A 23,353-nucleotide genomic window follows, 5' to 3' on the forward strand; every position below is an offset into this window, starting at 1 on the left:
GAGTCCTGAGGCTGTTGCAATGAAGATGAGAATCAAGGCTTCGGCTTCGCTTGGGATAGCTAAAAAAGCCCAGTCCCAAATTAGCTGCCGTGCCGCTATACTGGTGCGCGGTCGTTTGCGAGCTCACGCGGCGGCCCTTGGTAACCCGACTTCCCGCGCCGTATCCGTAACGGCGCTCCCGGGGGAAGCGGATATACGCAAAGGAGTTTTATATGAGCAATCCCTCGAACCGCGCTTCGATGCGCGGGCAACTCACGCTGCGCGGCGTCGTCATCGGCGTCCTTGGCTGCGTGATCATCACGGCAAGCTCGGCCTACACGGCCCTCAAGATGGGTGCACTCCCCTGGCCGATTATTTTCGCTGCCGTCATCTCGCTGTTCTTCCTGAAGCTCATGGGCAACGCCAGCCTCAACGAGGCCAACGTCACCCACACCATCATGTCCGCGGGCGCCATGGTCGCCGGCGGCCTGGCGTTTACCATCCCGGGCGCCTGGATGCTGGGCTATGCCGACCAGATCAGCTGGCTCGACATGTTTATCGTGGCACTCGCCGGCACCATCTTGGGCCTGCTGGCAACGGCGCTCATCCACCGCCACTTCATCATGGACGCCGCGCTGGAGTTTCCCACCGGCAATGCCGCAGCTCAGACACTGCGCGCCACCGAGGCCGGCGGCAAGACCGGCAAGCAGCTCTTTGGCTCCATGGCCATCGCAGGCATCTACAGCGTGCTTCGCGACGCTCTGGGCGTGGTGCCCAGCATGCTGTGCACGCTCAATATCCCCGGCGTGACCTTTGCCATCTATAACTCGCCCATGCTGCTCTCCATCGGCTTTTTGGTTGGCTTCGCCCCGGTTGCCTTCTGGTTTGCCGGCGCGCTGCTAGGTAACTTTGGCATCATCGTGGGCGGCACCGCTGCGGGTCTATTCGACGTTGTGACTGCGCAGGGCATCGTCAAATCGCTCGGCATGGGCCTCATGATGGGCTTTGGCGTCGCCGTCGTCCTCAAGGACATCCTGCCGCAGGTCGCCGGCATCGCCCGCGGCCTCGCCGCCGACAGCTCCAGCGACACCGACGAGCAGTCGCTCATCTCGGGCTCGCTTAAGCTCGACGCCGGCATCATCGGCCTGGGTACTGCCGCCATAGCCGTGATCGTCGCCATCGCGCTCGACCTTGGCCCCGTCCCGGCCGTCATCGTCACGCTGTTCACCTTTGTCACCACTATCATGAGCGCGCAGAGCTGCGGCCAGACGGGCATCGACCCCATGGAGATCTTCGGCCTCATCGTCATGCTCATCGTGGCTGCCTTCGCACAGATCGCCCAGGTCAAGCTGTTCTTTATCGCCGGCATCGTGGCCGTGGCATGCGGCCTTGCGGGCGACGTCATGAACGACTTTAAGGCCGGCGCCGTGCTGGGCACCGACCCGCGTGCGCAGTGGATCGGCCAGGCCATCGGCGGCATCGTGGGCGCCCTGGTCGCCGCTGCCGTCATGGTCGCGCTCGTCACCGCCTATGGTCCGGATGCTTTCGGCCCCGACAAGAGCTTTGTGGCCGCGCAGGCAAGTGTGGTCGCCACCATGGTCTCGGGCATCCCGAGCGTGCCGTGGTTCGCAGGCGGCTTTATCGCCGGCATCGTCATGTACTGGCTCGGCATTCCGGCCATGATGATCGGCCTGGGCGTGTACCTACCGTTCTATATGTCGCTCACGGCTTTCTTGGGCTCCTGCGTCAAGCTCGCCTACGACAAGTGGGCCGCACGCCGCGACGCCGCTGCCGGTCTTTCGGACGAGGAGAAGGCCTCCAAGGATGCCGCCTTCCAGGAGCAGGGCCTGGTCGTCGCCAGCGGCCTGCTCGGCGGCGAGTCCATCGTCGGCGTTATCCTGGCGTTTGTCTCTGTTGGTCTGAGCCTGCTGGGGTAGGCCGAACAACAACGCACCAGCGCAGAGCGCGGGGTCGGAATCAAACCGGCCCCGCGCTTTTTTGTCTATTTGACTCTTATGATCCTCACGGCGTTTTAGCCATGTCGATTGTCCTGACTTCCAGGTCAACAAACCTTGTCTGACACCTCGCCTAACGCGGTGTAGAGTAAAGACGACAGACGCAAGAAGCGGCTCAGAAGCTAAACGAGGTAAGCATGGAACTCGACAAACAACAGATCAAGCGGCTGCGCGAGCGTCATCATCGTCGTCACGGTATACGCCCTGCACACAGCGAGGCCATGGAGAATGCCACCCGTTTCCTTAAGCAGGCGTTCAACATACGCGAGGGACGCGCGCCCTATCACGTGATTCGCAAGCGCTTTGTAAACGGGGCGCGCCTGACTGGCTCGCACTTATGCATCCTGATCATTGCCATGTTGATCGCGAGCATCGGCCTCGATATCGACTCGGACATTGCCATCGTGGGCGCCATGCTCATCTGTCCGCTCATGGGCTCGGTCCTTGCCATGGCATACGGCATCGCCACGCTCGACCGCGAGATTGCCGTCGAGGCAATTGCCGGCCTCGCGCTGCAGATGGTCTTTTGTCTAATCACGTCCACGCTGTACTTTAAGCTCTCGCCCCTTGGCACCACCACGGCCGCCATCATCGACAACTCGACACCGACTGTGTGGGACCTTGCCGTCGCGCTCGCGGGCGGCTTTGCGGGCGGACTGGGCAACTCGCGCGACCAGGAACCCGCCACGCTCATCGCCGGCGTGGCCGTGGCGACCGCGCTCATGCCGCCCCTGTGCGCGGCGGGCTATGGCATCGCCATCGCAAGCGGGTCGCTGTTTCTCTCGGCCCTCTACGAGTTTGGCATCAACGTGGTCTTTATCGCACTGGCTGCCGAAGCCGTGCTGCTTCTTTTGCGCGTGCCGCTCAAGCGCGACCTCAACGGCGACGGCATTGTGACCGCCGAGGAAAATGCCGAGGTCGATGAGCTGTCACACAAGGTGCGCCGCCGCATCATCGTGGGCACGGTGATCTTTGCCATCCCCTGCATCGTTATGACCGCGGGATCCATTGGCTCGGCGCAGGCCGGCGTGCAGGACGGCTATGGCGTCACCGAAACCACGCGCGAGCTTGCCGCGGTGCTGCCGGGCTTTAAGGATTACACCGTTGCCGTCGAGACCTCGGCCACCGAAGGCGAGGAGGAGGGTATCGTCGAGCGCGAGGTTGTCGCCCATGTGACGACAAGCGAGGCGCTTGGGGCACACGACCGCCGTGTAGCCCGCAAGCTCATCGACCTCAATGTGCCCGAGCTCGATCGCGTGGAGTTTGATGTGCAGTAATACGCGACGTGGGATGGATGCGCGCAGCCGCGAGTCACGACATGGCGCAGACGTGACGCGGGCCACGAGCAAATAGCGGGACGCGGTTCATGGCCGCGCTCCGCTCGCTGATTTATTGCCGTGAATCAGCTGTCCGCATCGACATCGCCAGACTCCACTGTAAACGCCGGACCGGTACTCACCAGATAAAAACGGGTCACCCTGGTATCTCTAAATAGGTAGAGCAAGCCCTGATCGCGTCGGCGCGAAATATACGCCACGTGGACCGTACCGAATTCTTCGCCGTTTTCATTCTTTAACACCAGAATGTTGGGGTCGTCCATACGCTCGAACTGTCCATCAACGCAGTTGCCGCCCTTGCCGACCAGTTGCCACCGATGGTTATCCTCCTCAAGAAAGGCCAGAGTTTCCAGACTTGTTTTGTCATCCCGATAGTAACCATCAATGGCAAAGCCTTCGGAAACGCATTCCTGCATATAGGATGTTTCTCGATTTATAGCAAACTGCCCTGCAACGCCCAGGAGCACAGCCAGGCAAACCACCGCAAGGGTTATCGAGACAAAACGGCGGCTCATGTTAGCCAGCCCGGTACTTGTTTAGCGGAGCACGAAACATACTTGGAACCTCCGATATCAGCGCAAACGCCACCTACGGCCTGCCGGCAATCATATGTTTCCAACATCAAACCATATGGCAACCACTCGCGAGAGGCGTATCGGCGAACGGTGCGTTTTTGCGCTTCATTGGCCAAACGTCAACGCGCACTACAGCTCTTGCTCGACCTATTCAGATCTTGTCGCATACTACCGTAGATCCCCAACGCTTCCACCCCCAAGAGATCATTTTTAGTACGTAAAGAAGCCCTCGCCCGAGCTTTCGCCCAGCTTACCTTCGTCGAGCATTTTCTTGAGGACGGAGGCCATGGCCTTAAAGTTGTAGGGCATCATCATCTTTTTGAGCAGCGGGCTCACCAAGCCCGGGACCTTTTGGTACTGCATGACGATGTTGTACGCCGTCTGGATGCCCACGGTGTCGAACACGCGGAACGGCCCCTTGGGAGCGCCGGTGCCGCGCGTCCACGCGAGGTCGACGCTCTTGGGGTCACTCACACCCGAGACATACAGGTCAAGGCCCGAAAGCAGCCACGGCACCAACATGGAATTGAGCAGGTAGCCGTTCTTTTCCTTGTTGACGGGCAGGGCAAGCATGCGGATGTCGTTGGCAAAGTCGACGAGCTCGTCGAAGTAGCGCTTGTCGGTTTGGTCCTGTGCCATGACCTCGGTCATGTTGTTCTTCCAGATAGAGTTGGCAAAGTGCAGCGACAGGTACTTCTCGGGACGGCCGGTGTACTTGGCAAAGGTGCTCGGCAGCAGCGTGGATGAGTTGGTCACGATGACGGTCTTTTGCGGCAGAACCGGGGCGAGCTTCTTGTAGAAGTCGATCTTTGCCTGGGTGTCCTCGGCCATAGACTCGATGACCAGGTCGGCGTCGGCCACGGCCTTGGCAAGATCGAGCTCCAGCTTGAGTGTGGAGTAGGCACGCTCGACGGCGGCGAGCGCCGCTTCCTTGTCGAAGGGCTGGGTGCCATCGGCGATACCGGCGCACCACTCGCCCGTACCGTCCTCCATGCCCTCGATTGCCGCGATGTACTCCTTGCGCACGTGATCGATCTTGGGCTGGGTGCGGCCGATGCTGCCCTCGTTGCGCAGCCAAATCGTTACATCAAAGCCGCAGCAGGCAGCCTGAAAGGCAATCTGGCTTCCCAACACGCCGCCGCCGGCAACACAAACGGTCTTGTAGCTCATGGGACGGTCCTCTCTTACGTAATTCCATTGATGTGTATTTATTCAACCGTAAGGATGACGCGCGTTGGGGGTGGGTTCTATAAACGGGCGGTATTTCGCGGCAAACGGCTACATATGTTCATTATCTCAGGGTTCCGAGGGCAGTTTTTGGTGCCACCGAGACGTCGTTTTCGGAAGTATGCGGCAAATTCCGAAACTCTTGAGCACGTCCTGATTTTCGCCAATAAAACCGCAGGTACACAGCTTTGACATATCCGGTGTGCTCGGCCTATTCAGATTTTGCCGCATACTTCCGAAATCTAAGTTCGCAAAGGGTGATAGTTGGGGCGTTTACGCAACATATGTCCAGCAAAAACGGGTGGTAGCCGGCACGGCTGCCACCCGTTTGTCTCATATCTAGCCCATAGCGGGCAAGCTACTTCTTAATGCCGCGTCCCAGACGCTTGGCGACCGATGTGACGGCCTCCTCGCTGGCCGGCCCGCAGCTCACGCAGCCGTCATGGGCACGCATCTGACCGGTGACCTCGTCCATCGCGAGCGGCGCCACCTTCTCGAGCTTAAAGCCCTTGCCGGCGCGCATGTTTTCCTTGGCCACGCTGATCATGAGCTTAATGCGGTTGAGCTGGTTGACCTCGGACGCACCGGGGTCGTAGTCCACCGCGACAATGTTGCTCTCAGGATGCTGGCGGCGCAGCTCCTTGATCACGGCCTTGCCCACCACGTGGTTGGGCAGGCACGCAAAGGGCTGCGTGCAGATGATGTTGGGCGCACCATGGTCGATCAGGTCGAGCATCTCGGCCGTGAGCAGCCAGCCCTCGCCCATGTTGTTGCACACCGAAAGTACCGTACGGGCCTTGTCGGCCATGGTGCCGATGCGCTCGGGCGCCTCGAAGCGGCGGGACTTCTCGAGCATCTCCTCCACCGGCGTGCGCATCCAGTCCACAAGCTTGATGAGCGCTTGCATGCCCGCGCGTGTAGTAGCAGAGCTTCCCAGCTCGTCTTTCTGCAGCTCGGCGTTGCTCATGGAGTAGAGGAAGAAGTCGAGCAGGCCCGGCACCACGGCCTCGCAGCCCTCGCGCTCAATGACATCGACCACGTGGTTGTTAGCCGTGGGATGGAACTTGACCAAGATCTCACCGACCACGCCCACGCGCGGCTTGGTGCCCTCGCCCACGAGCGGCATGGTGTCGAACGCGCGGATGGCCTCGCGGCACAGCTTGGTGTAGTTGTGGCGGTTAAACTTGGGCGCCAGCTTGCGGGCACGCGCCATGTACTCCTCGTAGAGCGCGTTGGCGGCACCGGGCGTGGCCTCGTACGGGCGGCAGCGGTAGAGCATCTGCATCATCACGTCACCAAAGAGCACCGCGTAGACTGCCTGCTTAAGCAGCGCCGGCGTCAGCTTAAAGCCGGGGTTGTCCTCGCCCAGCGCCACGGCCGAAAGCGAGATCACGGGGATCTCGGGGTGGCCGCTCTCGCGCAGGGCCTTGCGGATGAGCGCGATGTAGTTGGTGGCACGGCAGCCGCCGCCGGTCTGGCTGATGACCACGGCGGTCTTGGACAGGTCGTACCGACCGCTCTCGATGGCCTCCATAATCTGGCCCGTCACCAGAATCGACGGGTAGCAAATGTCATTGTTCACATAGCGCAGGCCAGCCTCGACGGCATCGTGGTCGGTCGAGGGCAGCAGCTCCAAGTTGTAGCCGGCACCGCGGAACACCTCTTTGACCAGGTCAAAGTGGATCGGCGCCATCTGCGGGCACAGGATGGTATAGCCCTCGTCGCGCATCTGCTCGGTAAAGGGCACCTTGGGCCATGCGGTCGAGGCGCTCTCACGCTGTGCCTCGAACGCGTACTTGCGGCTCGCGAACGCGGGGGCATCCGTGGAGGGCGCCACCGGCGCAGCGTCGCCCTGCTCAAAGACCTCGCCCGCAGCCGTGGCCTCGGCCAAGCGCTCGGCCTCCTGGTCCTTGAGTGCCGCCATGAGCGAGCGGATGCGAATGCGCGCGGCGCCCAGGTTGGACACCTCGTCGATCTTAAGCACGGTATAGATCTTGCCGCTGGCCTCCAGGATTTCCTGTACCTGATCGGTGGTCAGGGCATCGAGGCCGCAGCCGAAGGAATTGAGCTGGATCAGGTCCAGGTCGTTGCGCATCGTCACAAAACGGGCCACGGCGTACAGGCGACTGTGGTACATCCACTGGTCGACGACGCGAATCGGACGCTCGGGCTTTACCAGATGCGCGAGCGAATCCTCGGTAAAGACCGCAAAGCCAAAGCTCGAGATAAGCTCGGGCAGGGCGTGGTTGATCTCGGGGTCGTTATGGTAGGGACGACCGGCGAGCACGATGCCGTGACCGCCGTGGTCCTCGACCCACTTAAGAGCCTCCTCGCCCATGGTCTGGATGTCCTCGTGGAAACGCGCATCGGCCTCAAAGGCAGCGTTGACAGCGGCATCGACCTCGGAGCGCGTGATCTTGGGCCCACGCACGCGACCGCGACCGGCTTGCGCATCGGCCACACGGTCGACGGCGAGCACCTGGTACAGACGGCGCTTGAGCTCGGTCTTGTCATGATAGGGCACAAACGGGTACAGGAACTCGATGTTCTGCTCGCGGATCTCGTCGATGTTGAGTGCCAACGCCGTGGGATAGCTCATGACGATGGGGCAGTTGTAGCAGTTACCGGCCGTCGGGTCCTCTTTACGCTCCCAGCGCACGCACGGCATCCAGATAAAGTCGACGTCACGGTCGATAAGGTTCATCACGTGGCCGTGGCTCATCTTGGCCGGATAGCACACGCTCTCGGACGGCATGGACTCGATGCCCGCCTGATAGGTCTTTTTGCTCGACTGGTCGGACAGCTGCACGCTAAAGCCCAGACGAGTAAAGAACGCGTGCCAGAAGGGGTAGTTCTCATACATGTTGAGGGCGCGGGGAATGCCGACGGTGCCGCGCGGGGCCTCGTCGGGGCTCAGCACCTCGCGGTTAAACAGCAGCTCGTTTTTCTTTTTGAAGAGGTTGGGGGCCTCGGTCTTTTGCTTTTTGTGGCCGGCACCCTTCTCGCAGCGATTGCCGGTGATAAAGCGCCTGCCGCCGCCAAAATCGTTGACGGTAAGCTGGCAGTTGTTGGAGCAACGGCCGCAGCGGACGTGCTTTTGCGTCACGGTGAGGTGCGCGATGTCCTCGGCCGAAAGGATGGTCGAGATGCCGTCGGCGCCGGCGCGATCGCGGGCGAGCAGGGCCGCACCGTAGGCGCCCATACAGCCGGCGATGTCGGGGCGCACGGCGTGAACACCGGTGAGCTGCTCAAACGCACGCAGCGTGGCGTCGGACATAAAGGTGCCGCCTTGGACGATCACCTGACTGCCGATCTCCTTGGGGTCGCGCAGCTTAATGACCTTGAACAGGGCATTCTTGATGACGGAATAAGACAGGCCGGCCGCGATGTCGCCCACCGTGGCGCCTTCCTTTTGCGCCTGCTTAACGCGCGAGTTCATAAAGACCGTGCAGCGGCTGCCCAGGTCGACGGGGGCCTTGGCATGAATGGCGGCATCGGCAAACGCGCGCACGTCCATGTTCATAGACACGGCGAAACTCTCGATAAAGCTGCCGCAGCCCGACGAGCAGGCCTCGTTGAGCATGATGTGCTCGATGACGCCGTCCTTGACGCGCAGACACTTCATGTCCTGGCCGCCGATGTCCAGGATGAACTCGACGCCGGGCAGGAAAGCCTTGGCGCCGCGCAGGTGCGCGACGGTCTCGATCTCGCCGGAATCGGCCTTGAGGGCCTCGATGAGCAGCGCCTCGCCGTAGCCCGTGGTGGTCACGTGGCCGATGGTGCAGCCCGCAGGGATGTGGTTGTAGAAATCGGCCATGATGACCTTGGCCGTGCCCAGGATGTCGCCGTTGTTGTTGCCGTACCAGGTGTGCAGCAGCTGGCCGTCCTCGCCCACGAGCGCGGCCTTCATGGTGGTGGAACCGGCGTCGATGCCGATGAACACACGGCCGGTGTAGCCGTCGAGCTTGCCCTTGGGGACGACCTCGGTGTCGTGGCGGGTCTTGAACTCGGCAAAGTCCTCGTCGGTGGCAAAGAGCGGGTCCAGGCGCTCGACCTCGGCACCCTGTGTGTCACCCAGGGCATCGATGGCCTCAATGAGCTGCGGGAACGTGCTGAGCTTGTTGGACTCGTGCGCCATGGCGGCGCCGCTTGCCACAAACAGGTGGGCGTTTTGGGGCACAATGCGGTGCTCCTCGTCCAGGTTGAGCGTGAGGTAGAAGCGGTGGCGCAGCTCGGAGAGGTACTGCAGCGGGCCGCCAAGGAAGGCGACGTTGCCGCGGATGGGGCGACCGCACGCCAGACCCGAGATGGTCTGGGTCACGACGGCCTGGAAGATGGAGGCGGCCACATCCTCGGGACGGGCACCCTCGTTGAGCAGCGGTTGCACGTCGGTCTTGGCAAATACGCCGCAGCGACTGGCGATGGGATAGATGGTGGTCGCGTTGGCCGCGAGCTCGTTGAGGCCGCTCGCGTCGGTGTGCAGCAGGGTTGCCATCTGGTCGATGAACGCGCCCGTACCGCCGGCGCAGGTGCCGTTCATGCGCTGCTCAATGCCGTTGTCGAAGTAGATGATCTTGGCGTCCTCGCCGCCCAGCTCGATGGCGACATCGGTGGCCGGGATGAGGGTCTCGACGGCACGCTTGCTGGCGATGACCTCCTGGACAAACTCCAGGTCGAGCCACTGGGACAGCAGCAGGCCGCCCGAGCCGGTAATGGCGCAGGTCATCTGGGCCGTCGGCAGCACGGTCGCAGCGCCCTCGAACAGGTCGCGGGCGCAGGCACGGACGTCGGTGTGGTGACGCTGGTACTTGGCGTAGACGATCTGGTTGTCGTCGTTGAGCACGGCGAGCTTAACGGTGGTGGAGCCTACGTCGATGCCCAGGTGCAGGTTGCCGCGGGCGGCCTCGGGGTTGAAGATCGCGCCTTCGGGGGCGTGGGCGGCGGCTACGGGCTCAGCGGCGGTGGCGGGCTCGCTAGCGATGGACGTCTCCCCTGCCGCGTTCTTGGCATCGGCAACAGCCTCGACAACTTTCTCGGCTGCCGCGGTCGCGGCCTTCTGCGCGGCGTTCACCACGGCGGGCGCGGCCTCGCGTGCGGCAGCAACCATACGATCCTTGATGCCCTCGACGAGTTTGCTCATCTGTCTCTCCTCTTAGTTGTTGGACTCGACGGTTGCGGCGGTGTCGGCCGCGTCCTCGAGCTGCAAGTTCAATAGCTTCATGCCGTATTCCGGCACGTTGATATCAATGGGTTGGCCATACAGGTCGCCGGGACGCACAAAAGCGAGCACCGTCATAATGCGCGCCATGGCCTCGGGCGATTCGGTGAGCCCACGCTCAAACCAGCGCTGAATCATGCCGACCTCGGCACTCACGACGTAGGTGACGTAGTAGTCAAAGAACGTACCCAGCGCCAGGCCCAAAATACCCGTCTGCGCACGCGGCACCACAGCCTCACGCGCGGTGTCGATAATCCTTTTAATGAAGGCCTGGTCGCCGCCCGGACCCAGCAGCGCACCGATTAAGTCGCGGTTGGCCGCAAGATAACGCAGCAGCTCAACCGAACCGGGCGCCGGCTCGAGCTCATCGATGTTGTGATAGAGATCAGGCAGCTGAGCTGCGGTGATGAGCTCAATGCGCTCACGGATCTCGGCCAGCAAGCCATCCTCGATTTGATTGATAAAGTCGGGAATATCGCGGTAGTGCGAATAGAACGTGCGACGCGTAAGGCCAGCGCGCTCGGTGAGCGACGCGACATTAATGCGCGAAAGGTCGCCGCTTTCGGCAAGCTCGCTAGCAAGTGCCTGGCGAAGGGCACGCTGCGAGCGAAGGGACCGGCGATCACATTTCTCGAGCTGGGACAAGCGTCCTCCTTGTTACTCAGCCTGTGCGCTATTGCACAGTGCGAGTATTATTGCACACCGTGTGCATCAACACGTAAAGGCAATATTTGGAATGTGGCAGAGGGATTATCCCTTTGTCGCATCCAGTGACCGCCTAGGTTGTGCCGGTTGTGCCTGGCTTTTGGAGCGGTATTACCGATTGTTCAAAATGGCATTCGTGGGTAGAATAGTGTCGACGGCAGCCCAAGTTGTGGTTAGCTGGGCAGCGCCGTTGCTTGGTTTAAGGGGTCAACGCCTTAGCGGCGGCGACCCCTTTTACGTTGCTTCGAACGTTGCTTAAGTGCCTCGGAAAGTCCGATGAGCGTCGTGAGGAGCGAGACCAAGGCGGTCAGGAGCCTCACAAAATCAATCAGATCGGTCATGGGCATCACCTCCCATCAGATGGAGGGCGCTGCCCGGCACATGGAACTGCCGTCAACGATACCGATTCTACCAGAGCCTAGTTATATATACGAATATATGTTCGTATTCCAAGCACACAGGCCCCTGTGACAAAGGGGCTGTCCCTTTGTCACATTATTCGATGACGGTGCGGGAGTTTTGCTTGCGCATGGTGGCGAGCATGTGTTTGGGAACGGCGTGGACCATGCAACTGCCGATAGTTGCGCTCGCGGCGGCCTTAGCTGCATTGCTGCCGTTTTTGGTCGCGTAGCTGTGGCGGAAACGCTTGAGCATGGCAATGTCGTTGCCGCCGTCGCCGTAGACAGCGACCTCGTCCTCGGCAATACCGTAGTAGCCCGCCAGCCAGGCCACACCCTCGCCCTTGTTGCACGCCACGTCCGTGATCTCGAACATCACCGGATCGAACGGCGCGTTGACCACGCGGTCCGATCGCTCGGCAAGATACGACTTAAGGTCACGCTCCAGCTCGGGCGAGGTCACGCGACAATTGATCTTGCATACATCGTGACGCAAGATATCGCCGATCGACTGGTCGAAATACTGTTCCTCGTGATAGCCGCCACGCGCACGCATGCCGCGCATCACAATACGCTTGATGGGGCTGTCCTTTTTAAAGCCCGCCTGATGCATCTCGAACGAACCGCTCGAGTACATGCCATCGGGCGTGGAACAATCAAAGCAAATGTCCGGGAACGCCTTGAGCAGTTCCTCAGTGACCTGCGGATCGATGGTCCAAGTCTTGAGCACCTCGCCATGGCTGTCGCGCACGATGGATCCATTGGAGCAGCAGGCGTCAAGCGCCAAGCCCGTAAAGCCATGCTCGCCGATCGGCAACGTCGAGCGTCCAGTCGCGGGAACCACGTGCAGGCCAGCCTCAGTCAGCTCGCGAATGGCACGGCGGATAGTCCCGTCCGCCTCGTGCAGGGCGTTAAGCAGCGTTCCGTCTAAGTCACTCGCGAACATCTTGATCATGGGCATGCCTCTCTTTCGTCTGCACGATATTTTAGACGAGAATGAGCGCGCCCATGCAAGGGCGCTCCAACGCGCCGGGACATTCGCTCCCGCAAAGCCACAGTGCCCCAGCGCGTTAAATCAATCGCCACAAGCGACTTTTCAGCCGATAAAACAGCGCCGTCGTCAACGTCAGCACCGCCAGCATGCCTGCGAATACAATCGCCGGAGTCCATCGATCGTATGCGAGCCCGTAAACCAATTGGCCAATAGGCGTTGCGCAGGAAAGAACCGTGTAAACGACCGAAAGCACTTTTCCGCAGAGCTCAGTCGGCGCTGCCCGCTGAACAAACGCGATGATTTCAACCGACGCAATGGCTGCCCACACCATGACCCATGCCGAACCAACCGCAAACACGGTGAACACGCATACATCTGCGCCGAACAGTAGCGTAACAATAATCGGTACGACTCCAAAACAGATCATCGCAACATATCGACATATGCCATTGAGAGAAAAGCGATGCGGCCAAATGCCGACCAAGCCACTGCCGGCAAGACCACCCAGGCCCATAGCAACCTCAACTATCCCAACGCAGGACGATTGCATGCCGAGATGCTTTGTAACAATAATGGGAGCGCCAATCGTTAGCCCAACCAACGCAAGGTTCAAAACGGCCGCAAGCAAAATCACAGCGGCCAATGATGCATTTTGCAACAGATACCGAATCGACTCCCGAAAATCGTTTCGGCATGTCGTGCGAGTCACGCCGTCTCCCATTGTTTCAGATGAGGCATTTTGCTTGAGTGCGACCCCAAACAAGAAAGCTGAAATCGCAAACGCCACCGACGCGGTTGTGCAAAGAGTATCGATGCCAAAGCACCCATAGACTGCCGTCCCGACCGCAGGGCCCAAGATATTGCTCACCATGGTCATCTGCGAAACCAATGCAGTGGCCCGCTCAACCTTCTCTTCACCCGCCATGCGCACCGTCTCAATTTGGAGCATTGGCTTCAGCAGCGATTGAACACCATATTGAACACAAAGTATCGCTACTACGACGACCGCAAGAGGCAATGAGCGCTTCATGGGGATAGACAGCAGTGATGCAGTCATCAGAGCAATGCCGAGGGACACGAGGACCTCGCGATGTCTTCCCCTATCCGCCAAGATTCCGCCAACCGGAGTTGCAAGTACGCCGGGTATGAACGCTATCGCCGCGACGACGCCATATAACGTTGACGATCCACTGCGATCGAACAAGTAAAGTGGATACGCAAAGCACAGCGCCGACAGCATCGAATACGTGCACAGCTGCGCAACCAGAAGTTCCGCGAGCCTGATTGACCGCACTGTTTTTGATTTCAACGAGACGCCGACGTCTCTCAGCCCAGCCATAAGCCCACCCCCTATACATACCACTAGTATGTATTTAATGACTTGAAAAGGGCAGCCGTGGCTACCCTCACAAATCAATTACATACCGTTGGTATCTATATTACCACCCGGCGCGGTCCCATACGTCCCAAATCTGCGCCGTTGTCTGAAGCACTTCATTACCCAAATCGAGCCCCACCGCGGCAGCCATCTGCGCCAAACATTGTGCGCGAGCGAGCATTCGCTCCTTGGGCTCGAGCGGACGGAACAATGGCAGCAGCCAAAGATTCGCCAACAACGATACGGCCTCCGCCGCTTCGCGCGGGCATTCGCACGCAATGGAGCCGTCGGCGATGCCCTCCTCGATCACTGGCAAGAGACAGCCATCGGCCGACTCGTCAAATGAGCCCTGGTACTGCATCGCCAGTAGGCGCGAGCTTTTTACCGGATCTGCTGCAGGACGCATACGTGCCCATAGCTCAATTTGTGGAACAACGGACTCGGGAGCGTACAGTCGCTTGAGCTTTTGGGCTCCGGTCATATTACCGACGCCAAGCATCGAGCGGCGGTGCTCAACAATCGGAGTCATCGCCCGATCAAACGCGGCGTTGAAAATCTCTTCTTTGCTCTTGAAGTGATGATAGACAGCGCCCTTGGTCATGCCGTCGAGACGGTCAACGATATCTTGAATACTCGTCCCCTCATAACCCTGTGCGCAGAATAGCTCCAGTGCCGCGTCGAGAATCTTCGCGACCGTCTCCTCGGGATATTTATTGCGACCCATAATCCGCCCATCCGCAACGCAAGTCTTGTGCCTCATTGCAGCATTTTAACGTTGCGGATGGCAGACGGTCGATTCTACACCGCGGCCGGGCCGTGTTCGCCGGTGCGAATGCGGATGACTTCTTCGACCGGCTCGACCCAAATCTTGCCGTCGCCGACGGCACCGGTGCGAGCGGCGTTGCAGATAATGTCAACGATACCGTCGACATGCTCGTCGGCGCAGATGAGGGTGAACTGCACCTTGGGGATCGTGTTGACGAGCAGCTCGTTGCCGCGCACGTATTCCTTCCAGCCATGCTGCGCGCCGCAGCCCTGCACCTGGTTGATGGTCATGCCGCGAACATCAGCCGCAAACAGCGCATCTTTGAGAACCTCAAGCTTCTCGGCACGAACAATCGCTGTAATCTTCTTCATAGTGAATTCCTCTCTTCAATAAAAGAAATTGATTTACCTTCACATGGCACGGGTTTTCCAGGTGCCGCAAACCAACCTCAGAGATCATAAAAATTCAACTGACTGGTCTTAGCAGGTTTCCCAAGTGCCGCAGATTGCCGTGAAAGAGGAGCGAAGCGTACTTAAGTACGTGAGCGACGATTGAACGGCAAGGTGCGGTGCTTGGGGAAGCTGCTAATCGAGTCCGGAGAACGAGGGATAAGCGCTCTCGCCGTGTTGACTCGCATCCAAGCCCAGTGCCTCGTCGGCCTCGTCCACGCGCAAGTTGCCGTGGAACAGCGCCTTGACCACTGCGGCGATCACCAAGTCGAGCACCAGCACAATAACGACCGTCACCATAATGCCCAAAATCTGCGAGATGAGCAGCGACACGTCGCCCGTGTAGAACAGGCCGCCCTTACCGGTCCACGAAAGCTCCGGCACGCAGAACAGGCCCGTGAGCACGCCGCCCAAGATGCCGCCAATGCCGTGGCAGCCAAACGCGTCGAGCGCGTCGTCGTAGCCAAACTTGGTCTTAAGATGGCTGATAGCCAGGTAGCAGACGGGCGATACGATCAAGCCCATGACCAGCGCCGCCCACGGCTCGACAAAGCCCGCGCCCGGCGTGACCACCACGAGGCCCGCGACCAGACCGGTGCTGGCGCCCACCAGCGTGGGGCGACCGGTGTGCACGCGCTCAACGACAAGCCACGAAACCATGCCCGCCGCGCTGGCCGTCACGGTGTTGAGGATGGCAAGCGCGGCCACGGCGTCGGCCTTGAACTCGCTGCCGCCGTTAAAGCCAAACCAGCCAAACCAAAGCAGGCCGGCTCCCAGCGCCACAAACGGGACGTTATGCGGACGGTAGCTCACCATGCCAAAACCGCGACGGCGGCCGAGCATTAAGCAGAGGATCAGGCCGGTAAGACCAGACGAAATGTGCACCACGTCGCCGCCGGCAAAGTCGAGCGCGCCGATGATGTCGCCGATAAAGGAGCCCTCGCCACCCCAGACCATGTGGGCGAGCGGCGCATAGACCACGAGCAGCCAAATGCCCAGGAAGGCCGTCATGGCACCAAACTTAACGCGGCCTGCCAGGCTGCCCGTGACGATAGCAGCCGTGATCATGGCAAACGCCATCTGAAAGGCGATGTTGATGATCTGGGGGTAGACGGCGCCGTCCGCGGCGTTGCCCTCGGCCGCCTGCAGCACCTGGTTGAGCACCGGCAGGCACAGAAGCTGGTCAAGGCCTCCAGTAAACGGACTCGAGCCGTCGCCGCCGTAGGCCAGCGACCAGCCGGCAACAATCCACAGCACACCGACCAGGCCAATGGCGCCAAAGCACATGAGCATGGTGTTGATGACATTTTTGCGCCTGGACAGGCCGCCATAGAAAAACGCCAGACCCGGTGTCATTAAAAACACGAGCATGGTGCAGATGAGCATAAACGTTGTCGATCCCGTATCGTACATTCGCTCCCCCTTGGTCGCATGAACGTTGTCGGCGCTCATGATGCGGCCGAGGGCCAACTGGTGTAGACCAGATACGGCGTTGTTAAACGCTGCGTTGTCGAATGGAAACGGTGCCGCAATCTTGGAAACGGCACGGCAACGGGCGCGAAACGAACGGGAAACGTGCGAACGAGAAGGGCGCGCTTGGCTCCGCTTTGGCTAGCGCCGGAACAGCTCGCGGGCTCGGTCGCGGAGGTCGGTAGCTCGGATGACGCCCTCGTAACGATTGATGCGCAGACGCGGGAAGGCGTTAAAGAAGCGTAGGTCGCGGCGGCTGAGTGACACGCTCGGCACCGGGCGGCTCATGCGCTTGCCGGCAAGGCGACGACCGAGCGACGGACGCGGCATGCTCGGCGCGGCATCGGCCACGCGACGGGCAGCGAGCGCCAGGCCGCGAGCACCATCCGAAATAAACGTCGGCATCGAAGCCTTCTCGCGCAGGGCATCGAGCGCCGCGTCGCCCAGCTCGGCCAGCCAAGCGTTAACGGCGCGACCGCGGATATGCGTCTGCGCCACCGAGTCGATCGCCGAATCGGGAATACGTTCGAGCATAGAGTTGGAGGCATCGGCAAGCGACTCATTGATGCGGTCGGCAAGGTCGGCACGCACACGCTCCAGCTGATCGGACAGACGCCGCCAGCTCGCCAACGAGCACACCGCATCGACCATCATCGCGACCGCGACGATAAAGGCGGCCAAGCGCACGATTAGCACCGGCAGATGGCCAAGCAGCCCCAGCAATGCCGGCTCCACTAAACGGCAAATACACAACGCACCCAAGCCAAACGCGCAGGCCCAGTACAGGCAGATGCGTCCGTGCAGGTTAAACGGCAGATGCGAGTAATCCCAAAACCGGGCACCCGTCGTTTTTTCCAACAGCACGCCCACGCTATATTCGATCACGCTGCATACGAGCGCGGCAGCGACAAACTGGCTCGAGGCGTCTGGGATTCCACGCAGCAGCAACCAGCACGCAATGCCGCCCGCACCGTAGATGGGACAGCACGGCCCTAGCAAAAAGCCGCTGTTGGCAAAGCGTCCGTGGTTGAGCATGGCGCAGACTGTCGACTCCCATACCCAGCCGCAAAAACCGTAGAAGGCAAACGAGAGTACCAGCGCCGAGAGCGGACAGGCGGCAAGCGTCGCGCCGTCAAATGCCATGTCGATCGCGGTTCCCACCGTCTACCCACTCCTCTTTTCGTTCGATTCTTTGCTCGAGCCGTCACTCGGGCCCTCGTTCAAATCGTTCGCGCCGCCTTTGCGCGGCAGACGGCCGGCAATCGTCTCGCGCAGTGCGCACCATTTATCCGCCAGGCACACAATCCATGCCTCACGACACGTCGGCGGCACCGGTACCAGCGGAAACATATGCCGTACGATAATATTCCGCTCGCGCGGCGTCAGCTCAAAATCTTCCTCCGCACGCGCCAAGGCAAAAAACGGGTGACGAAAGCCATGCAGTCGATGGCTTGGGTCGGGATCGTGCCAGTCATAGAGAAAGTAATCGTGCAGCAGGGCCCCGCGCAGCAGCGATAAGCGGTCGACGGAGATACCGACGCGGCCCAGGCGCTCGGCAAAGGACAGACTTGCCCGCGCTACCGAGGTCACATGCGTATAGACCGTCACATCGCCATGTTGGATAAACTCATGCATCAGGTCCAAGCGGCCCGCCTGGGCAAGCTGACGGGCGGCATCGTCGACCTCGCGCGCGATTTTCTCGGCACGAACGGTATCGGACATGCGGCCTCCTTCCGGCGGCGCTCGGCGGCAAGCCGCGGCCTGCGCGCAATGAATAAAATCATCATCGAATTTACCAGTATGGCATCGGACAAAACGTTTTGCCCCACCAGTTGGCGAATTACCGCGCCGCCGTCACATATCAAACGCCAAAATGTGCGAGACTGTCTTGTGCAATTGTGCCGGCCGAGGGAGTGCCGGCGCACGATTCGCATGGAGTAACCCACAACGATGCTGCTTACGCAAACGACAACGCCCGAGGACGTCAAGGCTCTCGATCGCGCCGAGCTTCCGCTGCTCTGCGGCGAGATCCGCCACGCCATCCTCGAAAGCTCCGCCGCCGTCGGCGGGCACGTTGCCCCCAACCTGGGCGTCGTTGAGCTTACGGTTGCGCTCCATCGCGTGTTTAACTCCCCCATCGACAAGATTGTCTTTGATGTTTCGCACCAGACCTACGCCCACAAGGCGCTGACTGGGCGCGCGTACACTTATATCGACCCGGCACGCTACGGCGAGGCCTCTGGTTTTGCCAATCCTGACGAGTCCGAGCACGACCTGTTCGCCATGGGCCACACCTCCACGTCGGTGAGTCTGGGCTGCGGCTTGGCGCACGCTCGTGACCTGGCGGGCGATGCGTACAACGTCATCACCATCATTGGCGACGGTTCGCTTTCGGGCGGTCTGGCGTTTGAGGGCTTTAACAATGCCGCCGAGCTCGACAGCAACCTGATCATCATCGTCAACGATAACGACCAGTCCATCGCCGAAAACCACGGTGGCCTGTATCGCAATCTGGCCGAGCTACGCGCCAGCAACGGCACCTGTGAGCGCAACGTTTTCCGCGCGATGGGGCTCGACTACTGCTATCTGGACACCGGCAACGATGTGTTGGCCCTGGTCGACACGCTGCAGGAGCTGCGCGATATCGATCATCCCATCGTGCTGCACGTCTCCACCGCAAAGGGCAAGGGCTTTGAGCCAGCCCAGAGCGACCCCGAGCGCTGGCATCATGTGGGTCCGTTTGACATGGCGACTGGGCGCAAGCTCTGCCCGGGCCATCCGAGCGAGCCTGCGCCGCGCACCTATGCCGACATTACGGGCGAGGCGCTCAGCGCCGCCATCGAGCACGATCCGCAGGTCGTGGGCATCACGGCCGCCACGCCCTACATCATGGGCTTTACACCCGAGCTTCGCGCCGCCGCCGGCAAACAGTTCGTCGATGTGGGCATTGCCGAGGAGCACGCCGTGACCTTTGCCACCGCGCTTGCGCGCTCGGGTGCCAAGCCAGTCTTTGGTGTGTACGGCACGTTTTTGCAGCGCGCCTACGACGAGCTGTGGCACGACCTGTGCCTCAACGATGTCCCCGCAACCATCCTGGTGTTTGGCGCATCGATCTTTGGCACCACATCCGAGACGCATCTTTCGTTCTTTGATATTTCTATGCTGGGCGCTCTCCCCAATATGCGTTACCTGGCGCCTTCCTGCATGGAGGAATACCTATCCATGCTGAGCTGGTCGCTCGACCACCGCGAGCATCCCGTGGCGATTCGCGTGCCGGGCATTGGCTTGGTAAGCCGCCCCGATCTTGCGCCTGCCGAGGACGCCGATTACGGCGCCGTTCGTTACAACGTGGTGTGCCAGGGTCGCGACGTGGCCGTGCTCGCGCTTGGCGATTTCTTTGAGCTGGGCGAGCGCGTGGCAAACCGTCTGACTGCCGAGTACGGCATCGAGGCCACGCTCGTCAACCCGCGCTATGCAACCGAGCTCGACCGCGAGTTCCTCGACAGCCTTGCCGCCAAGCATCGCGTTGTCGTCACCCTCGAAGACGGCATCTTGGACGGCGGCTGGGGCGAGCGCGTCGCGTGCTACTTGGCCTGCACGCCCGTGCGCACGCGCACCTTTGGCATCGCCAAGGGCTTCCCCGACCGCTACGACCCCAACGAGTTGCTCGCTCAGAACGGCATGACGGCCGAGAACATGGCCGCCGAAGCCGTTAGGCTACTTAACGAGTAAAAAACCTCCGCAAGGGAAGCACCCCTGCGGAGGTTTTTATTTTCGCGCGCGATTATCTCAATCTGTAACATCTAGGGCCCGAATTCCCGTCTAACTGTTACAGATCTAGACAAACCGTCTTTGCCCCTGACCTTTGTCTCAATCTGTAACAGATAGAGACCTTTTGGCCGTCTAACTGTTACAGATCGAGACATTCGAATTCCCCTGAAGAGAAAATCTCAATCTGTAACAGTTAGAACCCATTTCCTCGTCTACCTGTTACAGATTGAGACAAAGCAGCGAGACAGGCCACCACATCTGCAAGAACCACCACAAAGGTGCCTGTCCCTTTATGGTAGGTAGAATAACCCATAAGGTAAGTATGTTTCTGAGTTATTTCGTGTTGACCCATTTGAGCGGGATAGGGTATAACTCTACTCAACCGCTAGGGATTTTATTGAGAAAGGTGTTCTACCATGAGCAAGAACCTCTCCCAGCAGGTCGTTCTCGACCGCCGCGGCTTCGTTGCCGCCACCTTCGCAACCGTTGCCGGCCTTGGTCTTGCCGGCTGCTCCGACACCAGCGCCGAGGCCGACAAGGGTTCCGCCGTCGGCTCCTCCAAGAGCTCCGAAGATACCGAGGCTTCCACCATACTCGATGCCAAGGCATTCGACAAACTCGTCGACAACGGCCCCAAGGCCGATGACGACGCCATCGCCGCCAGCACCTGGGCCACGGCCGTCAAGGACGCCGGTGTCTTTAAGATCGGTGGCGTTCAGACCTCCACACTTTTCTCCCTCCTCAACGAGAAAGACGGTCAGACCCGCGGCTTCGACGCCGGTATCGCACAGCTCCTGTCCAACTACATTCTGGGCGAGAACAAGGTCGAGATCACCCAGGTGACCTCGGACACGCGCGAGTCCGTCCTGCAGAACGGCCAGGTCGACGCTGTCTTTGCCACCTACACCATCACTGACGAGCGCAAGAAGCTCGTCTCCTTCGCCGGTCCCTACTACTACACCCAGCAGGCTATCCTGGTGCTCGCCGACAACGACGACATCAAGAGCGTCGACGACCTGGCCGACAAGAACGTCGCCGTCCAGTCCGGCTCCAACGGCCCCGCCATCCTGGAGGAGTTCTCCCCCAAGGCCAGCCAACAGGAGTTCAAGACCGACGAGGAGGCCCGCCAGGCACTTCAGCAGGGCCGCGTTGACGCCTACGTCATCGACAACAACATGCAGCAGAGCGCCCTGGTCCGCGAGCCCGGCAAGTACAAGATTGCCGGCAAGCCCTTCGGCAGCAAGGAGCCCTACGGCATCGGCCTGCCGCTCGATTCCGACGGTGTCGCCTTTGTCAACGACTTCCTTAAGAAGATCGAGGACGATGGCACCTGGACCGAGCTGTGGCAGATCTGCATTGGCGACCGTACGGGCGACACCAATGTTCCCGAGCTGCCCGAGATCGGCGCCTAGGCAGCGAGCCTAGTAACGGCCGCTACGAAACCATACGGAAACGCACGATGCGCTTTATTGCGCTAAACTGTTTCCTCACTGAGTTGTCGGGGCTTCCGTACACACGGGAGCCCCTTTCCTTACCGGCGGGAGGTCCGCATGAGTCTCTCCGAGCTCTGGTCGCTCTATGGCCAGAACTATATCGACGCGCTGCTAGCAACCTGGGGCATGACGCTTGAGTCGTTTGCCATCGCCATGGTGCTGGCCGTCGCCGTCACCGTGATGCGCGTGTCGCCGCTCAAGCCGCTGCGCGTCTTTGGCGACCTGTATGTCCAGGTCTTCCGTAACATCCCCGGCATCGCGCTGCTCATTATCGTCGTCTATGCGCTGCCCCCGCTCAAGGTCGTCCTGCCCTACCGCACCTGCGTCATCGTCGCCACAGTGCTCTTGGGTTCTGCCTTTGGCTCCGAGAACTTTATGAGCGGCATCAACACCGTCGGTGTCGGCCAGGTGGAAGCCGCCCGCTCGCTGGGCATGAGCTTCAGCCGTATCCTCGCCAAGATCGTGATTCCGCAGGCGCTGCGCTCGAGCGTGCTGCCCATGACCAACCTCTTTATCGCCGTCATGCTCACCACCGCGCTCGGCAGTCAGGTGCCGCTTAAACCGCAGGAGCTCACCGGCGTGGTGAGCTACATCAACACGCGCTCGCTCGGCGGCGTCGCCGCGTTCTTTATCTCGGCGCTCGGCTACCTGGGCACGGCCTTTGTGGTGAGCCACATTGGCAACTATATCGATAAGAAGGTGAGGATCCTCCGATGAGCAAGCGCTCCACCTCCGCGCTCACCATGCGCGATGCGCTCTACGAGGCTCCCGGCCCCAAGATGCGCGCCAAGATTCGCGTCGGCACCGCCATCTCACTTGTTGCCGTGGCCGCGCTCATCGCTCTGGTACTGCAGCGCTTTTATGTGACCGGCCAGCTTTCGGTCCATTACTGGTACTTCTTTACGCACCTCACCACCTGGAAGTTCCTGCTTGCCGGTTTTGAGGGCACAGTAAAGGTCGCGCTCACCGCCGGCGCCATCGCGCTGGTACTGGGCTTAGCCCTCATGCTCGGCCGTACCAGCGACATCAAGCCGCTGCAGCTGGTCTGCCGCGTGCTCACCGATTTCTTCCGTGGCGTGCCGAGCCTGCTGTTCATCTACTTCTTCTTTTTGGTGCTGCCTCAGTACAAGATTTCACTGCCGTCGTTTTGGATGCTCACGCTTCCCGTCGCGCTCGCTGCAGCCGGCGTACTTGCCGAGATCTTCCGCGCCGGCGTCAACGCCGTGCCGCGTGGTCAGGTCGAGGCAGCCCAGGCGCTCGGTCTCTCCAAGGCCAAAATCACCTTTAAAATCGTATTGCCCCAGGCGATTCGGTTTATCATTCCGTCGTTGATTTCGCAGCTCGTGGTCGTAGTCAAAGACACCACCGTCGCCTATGTGGTGAGCTACCCCGACCTCATGCAAAATGCCCGCGTGCTCATCACCAACTACGACGCGCTCGTATCGGTCTATCTGGTGATCGCGGTCATCTACATCCTCATCAACGTCGCGATCAACAAGGCCGCTGTCTACGTTTCGCACAAGACCGGCGCGACCATCATCCGCTAACGCTTTACCATTTCCAGTCATAAGGAGCCGA

At 60.5% G+C, this 23,353-nt stretch carries 18 protein-coding genes; 6 read left to right on the forward strand and 12 right to left on the reverse strand.

Annotation, left to right across the window (positions count from 1 at the left end; all coding sequences use genetic code 11):
* Nucleotides 1–212: 212 nt before the first annotated feature.
* Entirely contained in the window at nucleotides 213–1,916 is a 1,704-nt protein-coding gene (locus DW661_RS00005) for an OPT/YSL family transporter (protein WP_118934058.1), read from the forward strand.
* A gap of 215 nt (nucleotides 1,917–2,131) precedes the next feature.
* On the forward strand, nucleotides 2,132–3,271 hold the full coding sequence (locus DW661_RS00010) for a DUF389 domain-containing protein (protein ID WP_117635701.1): 1,140 nt from the start codon (nucleotides 2,132–2,134) through the stop codon (nucleotides 3,269–3,271).
* Nucleotides 3,272–3,396: 125 nt separating this feature from the next.
* Here DW661_RS00010 and DW661_RS00015 read toward each other — a convergent pair whose 3' ends face one another.
* The 12 genes from DW661_RS00015 to DW661_RS00065 all read right to left on the reverse strand — a co-directional run bounded on the left by DW661_RS00015 (nucleotide 3,397) and on the right by DW661_RS00065 (nucleotide 18,233).
* Entirely contained in the window at nucleotides 3,397–3,846 is a 450-nt protein-coding gene (locus tag DW661_RS00015; RefSeq protein WP_147326482.1) for a hypothetical protein, read from the reverse strand.
* Between the two features lie 270 nt (nucleotides 3,847–4,116).
* Nucleotides 4,117–5,076 (reverse strand): 3-hydroxyacyl-CoA dehydrogenase, encoded by a 960-nt coding sequence (locus DW661_RS00020; RefSeq protein ID WP_118934060.1) that lies wholly within the window; start codon nucleotides 5,074–5,076, stop codon nucleotides 4,117–4,119.
* Between the two features lie 415 nt (nucleotides 5,077–5,491).
* Nucleotides 5,492–10,273 (reverse strand): 2-hydroxyacyl-CoA dehydratase, encoded by a 4,782-nt coding sequence (locus DW661_RS00025; RefSeq protein WP_233503058.1) that lies wholly within the window; start codon nucleotides 10,271–10,273, stop codon nucleotides 5,492–5,494.
* 12 nt (nucleotides 10,274–10,285) lie between these two features.
* Nucleotides 10,286–10,996, reverse strand: coding sequence for a TetR/AcrR family transcriptional regulator (locus tag DW661_RS00030; protein WP_040358972.1), 711 nt, complete (start codon nucleotides 10,994–10,996; stop codon nucleotides 10,286–10,288).
* 275 nt (nucleotides 10,997–11,271) lie between these two features.
* Nucleotides 11,272–11,397, reverse strand: coding sequence for a hypothetical protein (locus DW661_RS10415; protein WP_255413571.1), 126 nt, complete (start codon nucleotides 11,395–11,397; stop codon nucleotides 11,272–11,274).
* A gap of 154 nt (nucleotides 11,398–11,551) precedes the next feature.
* Complete coding sequence (locus DW661_RS00035; protein WP_118934164.1) at nucleotides 11,552–12,409, reverse strand: HAD-IIB family hydrolase; 858 nt, start codon at nucleotides 12,407–12,409, stop codon at nucleotides 11,552–11,554.
* A 115-nt stretch (nucleotides 12,410–12,524) separates the two neighbouring features.
* The gene (locus tag DW661_RS00040; protein WP_117584132.1) at nucleotides 12,525–13,787 is read right to left on the reverse strand and encodes an MFS transporter; all 1,263 of its coding nucleotides are present in this window, start codon (nucleotides 13,785–13,787) and stop codon (nucleotides 12,525–12,527) included.
* Nucleotides 13,788–13,887: 100 nt separating this feature from the next.
* The gene (locus tag DW661_RS00045) at nucleotides 13,888–14,550 is read right to left on the reverse strand and encodes a TetR/AcrR family transcriptional regulator (RefSeq protein WP_158549320.1); all 663 of its coding nucleotides are present in this window, start codon (nucleotides 14,548–14,550) and stop codon (nucleotides 13,888–13,890) included.
* A gap of 74 nt (nucleotides 14,551–14,624) precedes the next feature.
* A complete protein-coding gene (locus tag DW661_RS00050) occupies nucleotides 14,625–14,963 on the reverse strand; it encodes a P-II family nitrogen regulator (RefSeq protein ID WP_117629936.1) in 339 nt (112 codons plus the stop codon).
* Between the two features lie 213 nt (nucleotides 14,964–15,176).
* Entirely contained in the window at nucleotides 15,177–16,454 is a 1,278-nt protein-coding gene (locus DW661_RS00055) for an ammonium transporter (RefSeq protein ID WP_117765207.1), read from the reverse strand.
* Between the two features lie 198 nt (nucleotides 16,455–16,652).
* The gene (locus DW661_RS00060; protein WP_233547422.1) at nucleotides 16,653–17,672 is read right to left on the reverse strand and encodes a putative ABC transporter permease; all 1,020 of its coding nucleotides are present in this window, start codon (nucleotides 17,670–17,672) and stop codon (nucleotides 16,653–16,655) included.
* Between the two features lie 3 nt (nucleotides 17,673–17,675).
* The gene (locus DW661_RS00065) at nucleotides 17,676–18,233 is read right to left on the reverse strand and encodes an HD domain-containing protein (protein ID WP_117584135.1); all 558 of its coding nucleotides are present in this window, start codon (nucleotides 18,231–18,233) and stop codon (nucleotides 17,676–17,678) included.
* Nucleotides 18,234–18,461: 228 nt separating this feature from the next.
* Between DW661_RS00065 and DW661_RS00070 the strand changes: the two genes are divergently transcribed.
* From DW661_RS00070 to DW661_RS00085, 4 genes are all read left to right on the forward strand, one after another.
* The gene (locus DW661_RS00070) at nucleotides 18,462–20,243 is read left to right on the forward strand and encodes a 1-deoxy-D-xylulose-5-phosphate synthase (protein ID WP_117584136.1); all 1,782 of its coding nucleotides are present in this window, start codon (nucleotides 18,462–18,464) and stop codon (nucleotides 20,241–20,243) included.
* Nucleotides 20,244–20,698: 455 nt separating this feature from the next.
* Entirely contained in the window at nucleotides 20,699–21,694 is a 996-nt protein-coding gene (locus DW661_RS00075; RefSeq protein WP_117637642.1) for a glutamate ABC transporter substrate-binding protein, read from the forward strand.
* A 138-nt stretch (nucleotides 21,695–21,832) separates the two neighbouring features.
* Nucleotides 21,833–22,492: an amino acid ABC transporter permease gene (locus DW661_RS00080; protein ID WP_022094657.1), complete on the forward strand. Its 660-nt coding sequence runs from the start codon at nucleotides 21,833–21,835 to the stop codon at nucleotides 22,490–22,492.
* Complete coding sequence (locus DW661_RS00085) at nucleotides 22,489–23,322, forward strand: amino acid ABC transporter permease (RefSeq protein WP_117637641.1); 834 nt, start codon at nucleotides 22,489–22,491, stop codon at nucleotides 23,320–23,322. Before DW661_RS00080 ends, DW661_RS00085 begins: the two co-directional genes overlap by 4 nt.
* Nucleotides 23,323–23,353: the final 31 nt, after the last annotated feature.

This window comes from Collinsella sp. AM24-1 (assembly GCF_003470325.1).
Lineage (GTDB): Bacteria > Actinomycetota > Coriobacteriia > Coriobacteriales > Coriobacteriaceae > Collinsella.

Excerpts from the sequence above, each read along its gene's own strand:
- DW661_RS00005 (WP_118934058.1), top strand. The coding sequence starts at position 213 with ATGAGCAATCCCTCGAACCGCGCTTCGATGCGCGGGCAACTCACGCTG.
- DW661_RS00010 (WP_117635701.1), top strand. The coding sequence starts at position 2,132 with ATGGAACTCGACAAACAACAGATCAAGCGGCTGCGCGAGCGTCATCAT.
- DW661_RS00015 (WP_147326482.1), bottom strand. The coding sequence starts at position 3,846 with ATGAGCCGCCGTTTTGTCTCGATAACCCTTGCGGTGGTTTGCCTGGCT.
- DW661_RS00020 (WP_118934060.1), bottom strand. The coding sequence starts at position 5,076 with ATGAGCTACAAGACCGTTTGTGTTGCCGGCGGCGGCGTGTTGGGAAGC.
- DW661_RS00025 (WP_233503058.1), bottom strand. The coding sequence starts at position 10,273 with ATGAGCAAACTCGTCGAGGGCATCAAGGATCGTATGGTTGCTGCCGCA.
- DW661_RS10415 (WP_255413571.1), bottom strand. The coding sequence starts at position 11,397 with ATGACCGATCTGATTGATTTTGTGAGGCTCCTGACCGCCTTGGTCTCG.
- DW661_RS00035 (WP_118934164.1), bottom strand. The coding sequence starts at position 12,409 with ATGATCAAGATGTTCGCGAGTGACTTAGACGGAACGCTGCTTAACGCC.
- DW661_RS00040 (WP_117584132.1), bottom strand. The coding sequence starts at position 13,787 with ATGGCTGGGCTGAGAGACGTCGGCGTCTCGTTGAAATCAAAAACAGTG.
- DW661_RS00045 (WP_158549320.1), bottom strand. The coding sequence starts at position 14,550 with ATGGGTCGCAATAAATATCCCGAGGAGACGGTCGCGAAGATTCTCGAC.
- DW661_RS00050 (WP_117629936.1), bottom strand. The coding sequence starts at position 14,963 with ATGAAGAAGATTACAGCGATTGTTCGTGCCGAGAAGCTTGAGGTTCTC.
- DW661_RS00055 (WP_117765207.1), bottom strand. The coding sequence starts at position 16,454 with ATGTACGATACGGGATCGACAACGTTTATGCTCATCTGCACCATGCTC.
- DW661_RS00065 (WP_117584135.1), bottom strand. The coding sequence starts at position 18,233 with ATGTCCGATACCGTTCGTGCCGAGAAAATCGCGCGCGAGGTCGACGAT.
- DW661_RS00070 (WP_117584136.1), top strand. The coding sequence starts at position 18,462 with ATGCTGCTTACGCAAACGACAACGCCCGAGGACGTCAAGGCTCTCGAT.
- DW661_RS00075 (WP_117637642.1), top strand. The coding sequence starts at position 20,699 with ATGAGCAAGAACCTCTCCCAGCAGGTCGTTCTCGACCGCCGCGGCTTC.
- DW661_RS00080 (WP_022094657.1), top strand. The coding sequence starts at position 21,833 with ATGAGTCTCTCCGAGCTCTGGTCGCTCTATGGCCAGAACTATATCGAC.
- DW661_RS00085 (WP_117637641.1), top strand. The coding sequence starts at position 22,489 with ATGAGCAAGCGCTCCACCTCCGCGCTCACCATGCGCGATGCGCTCTAC.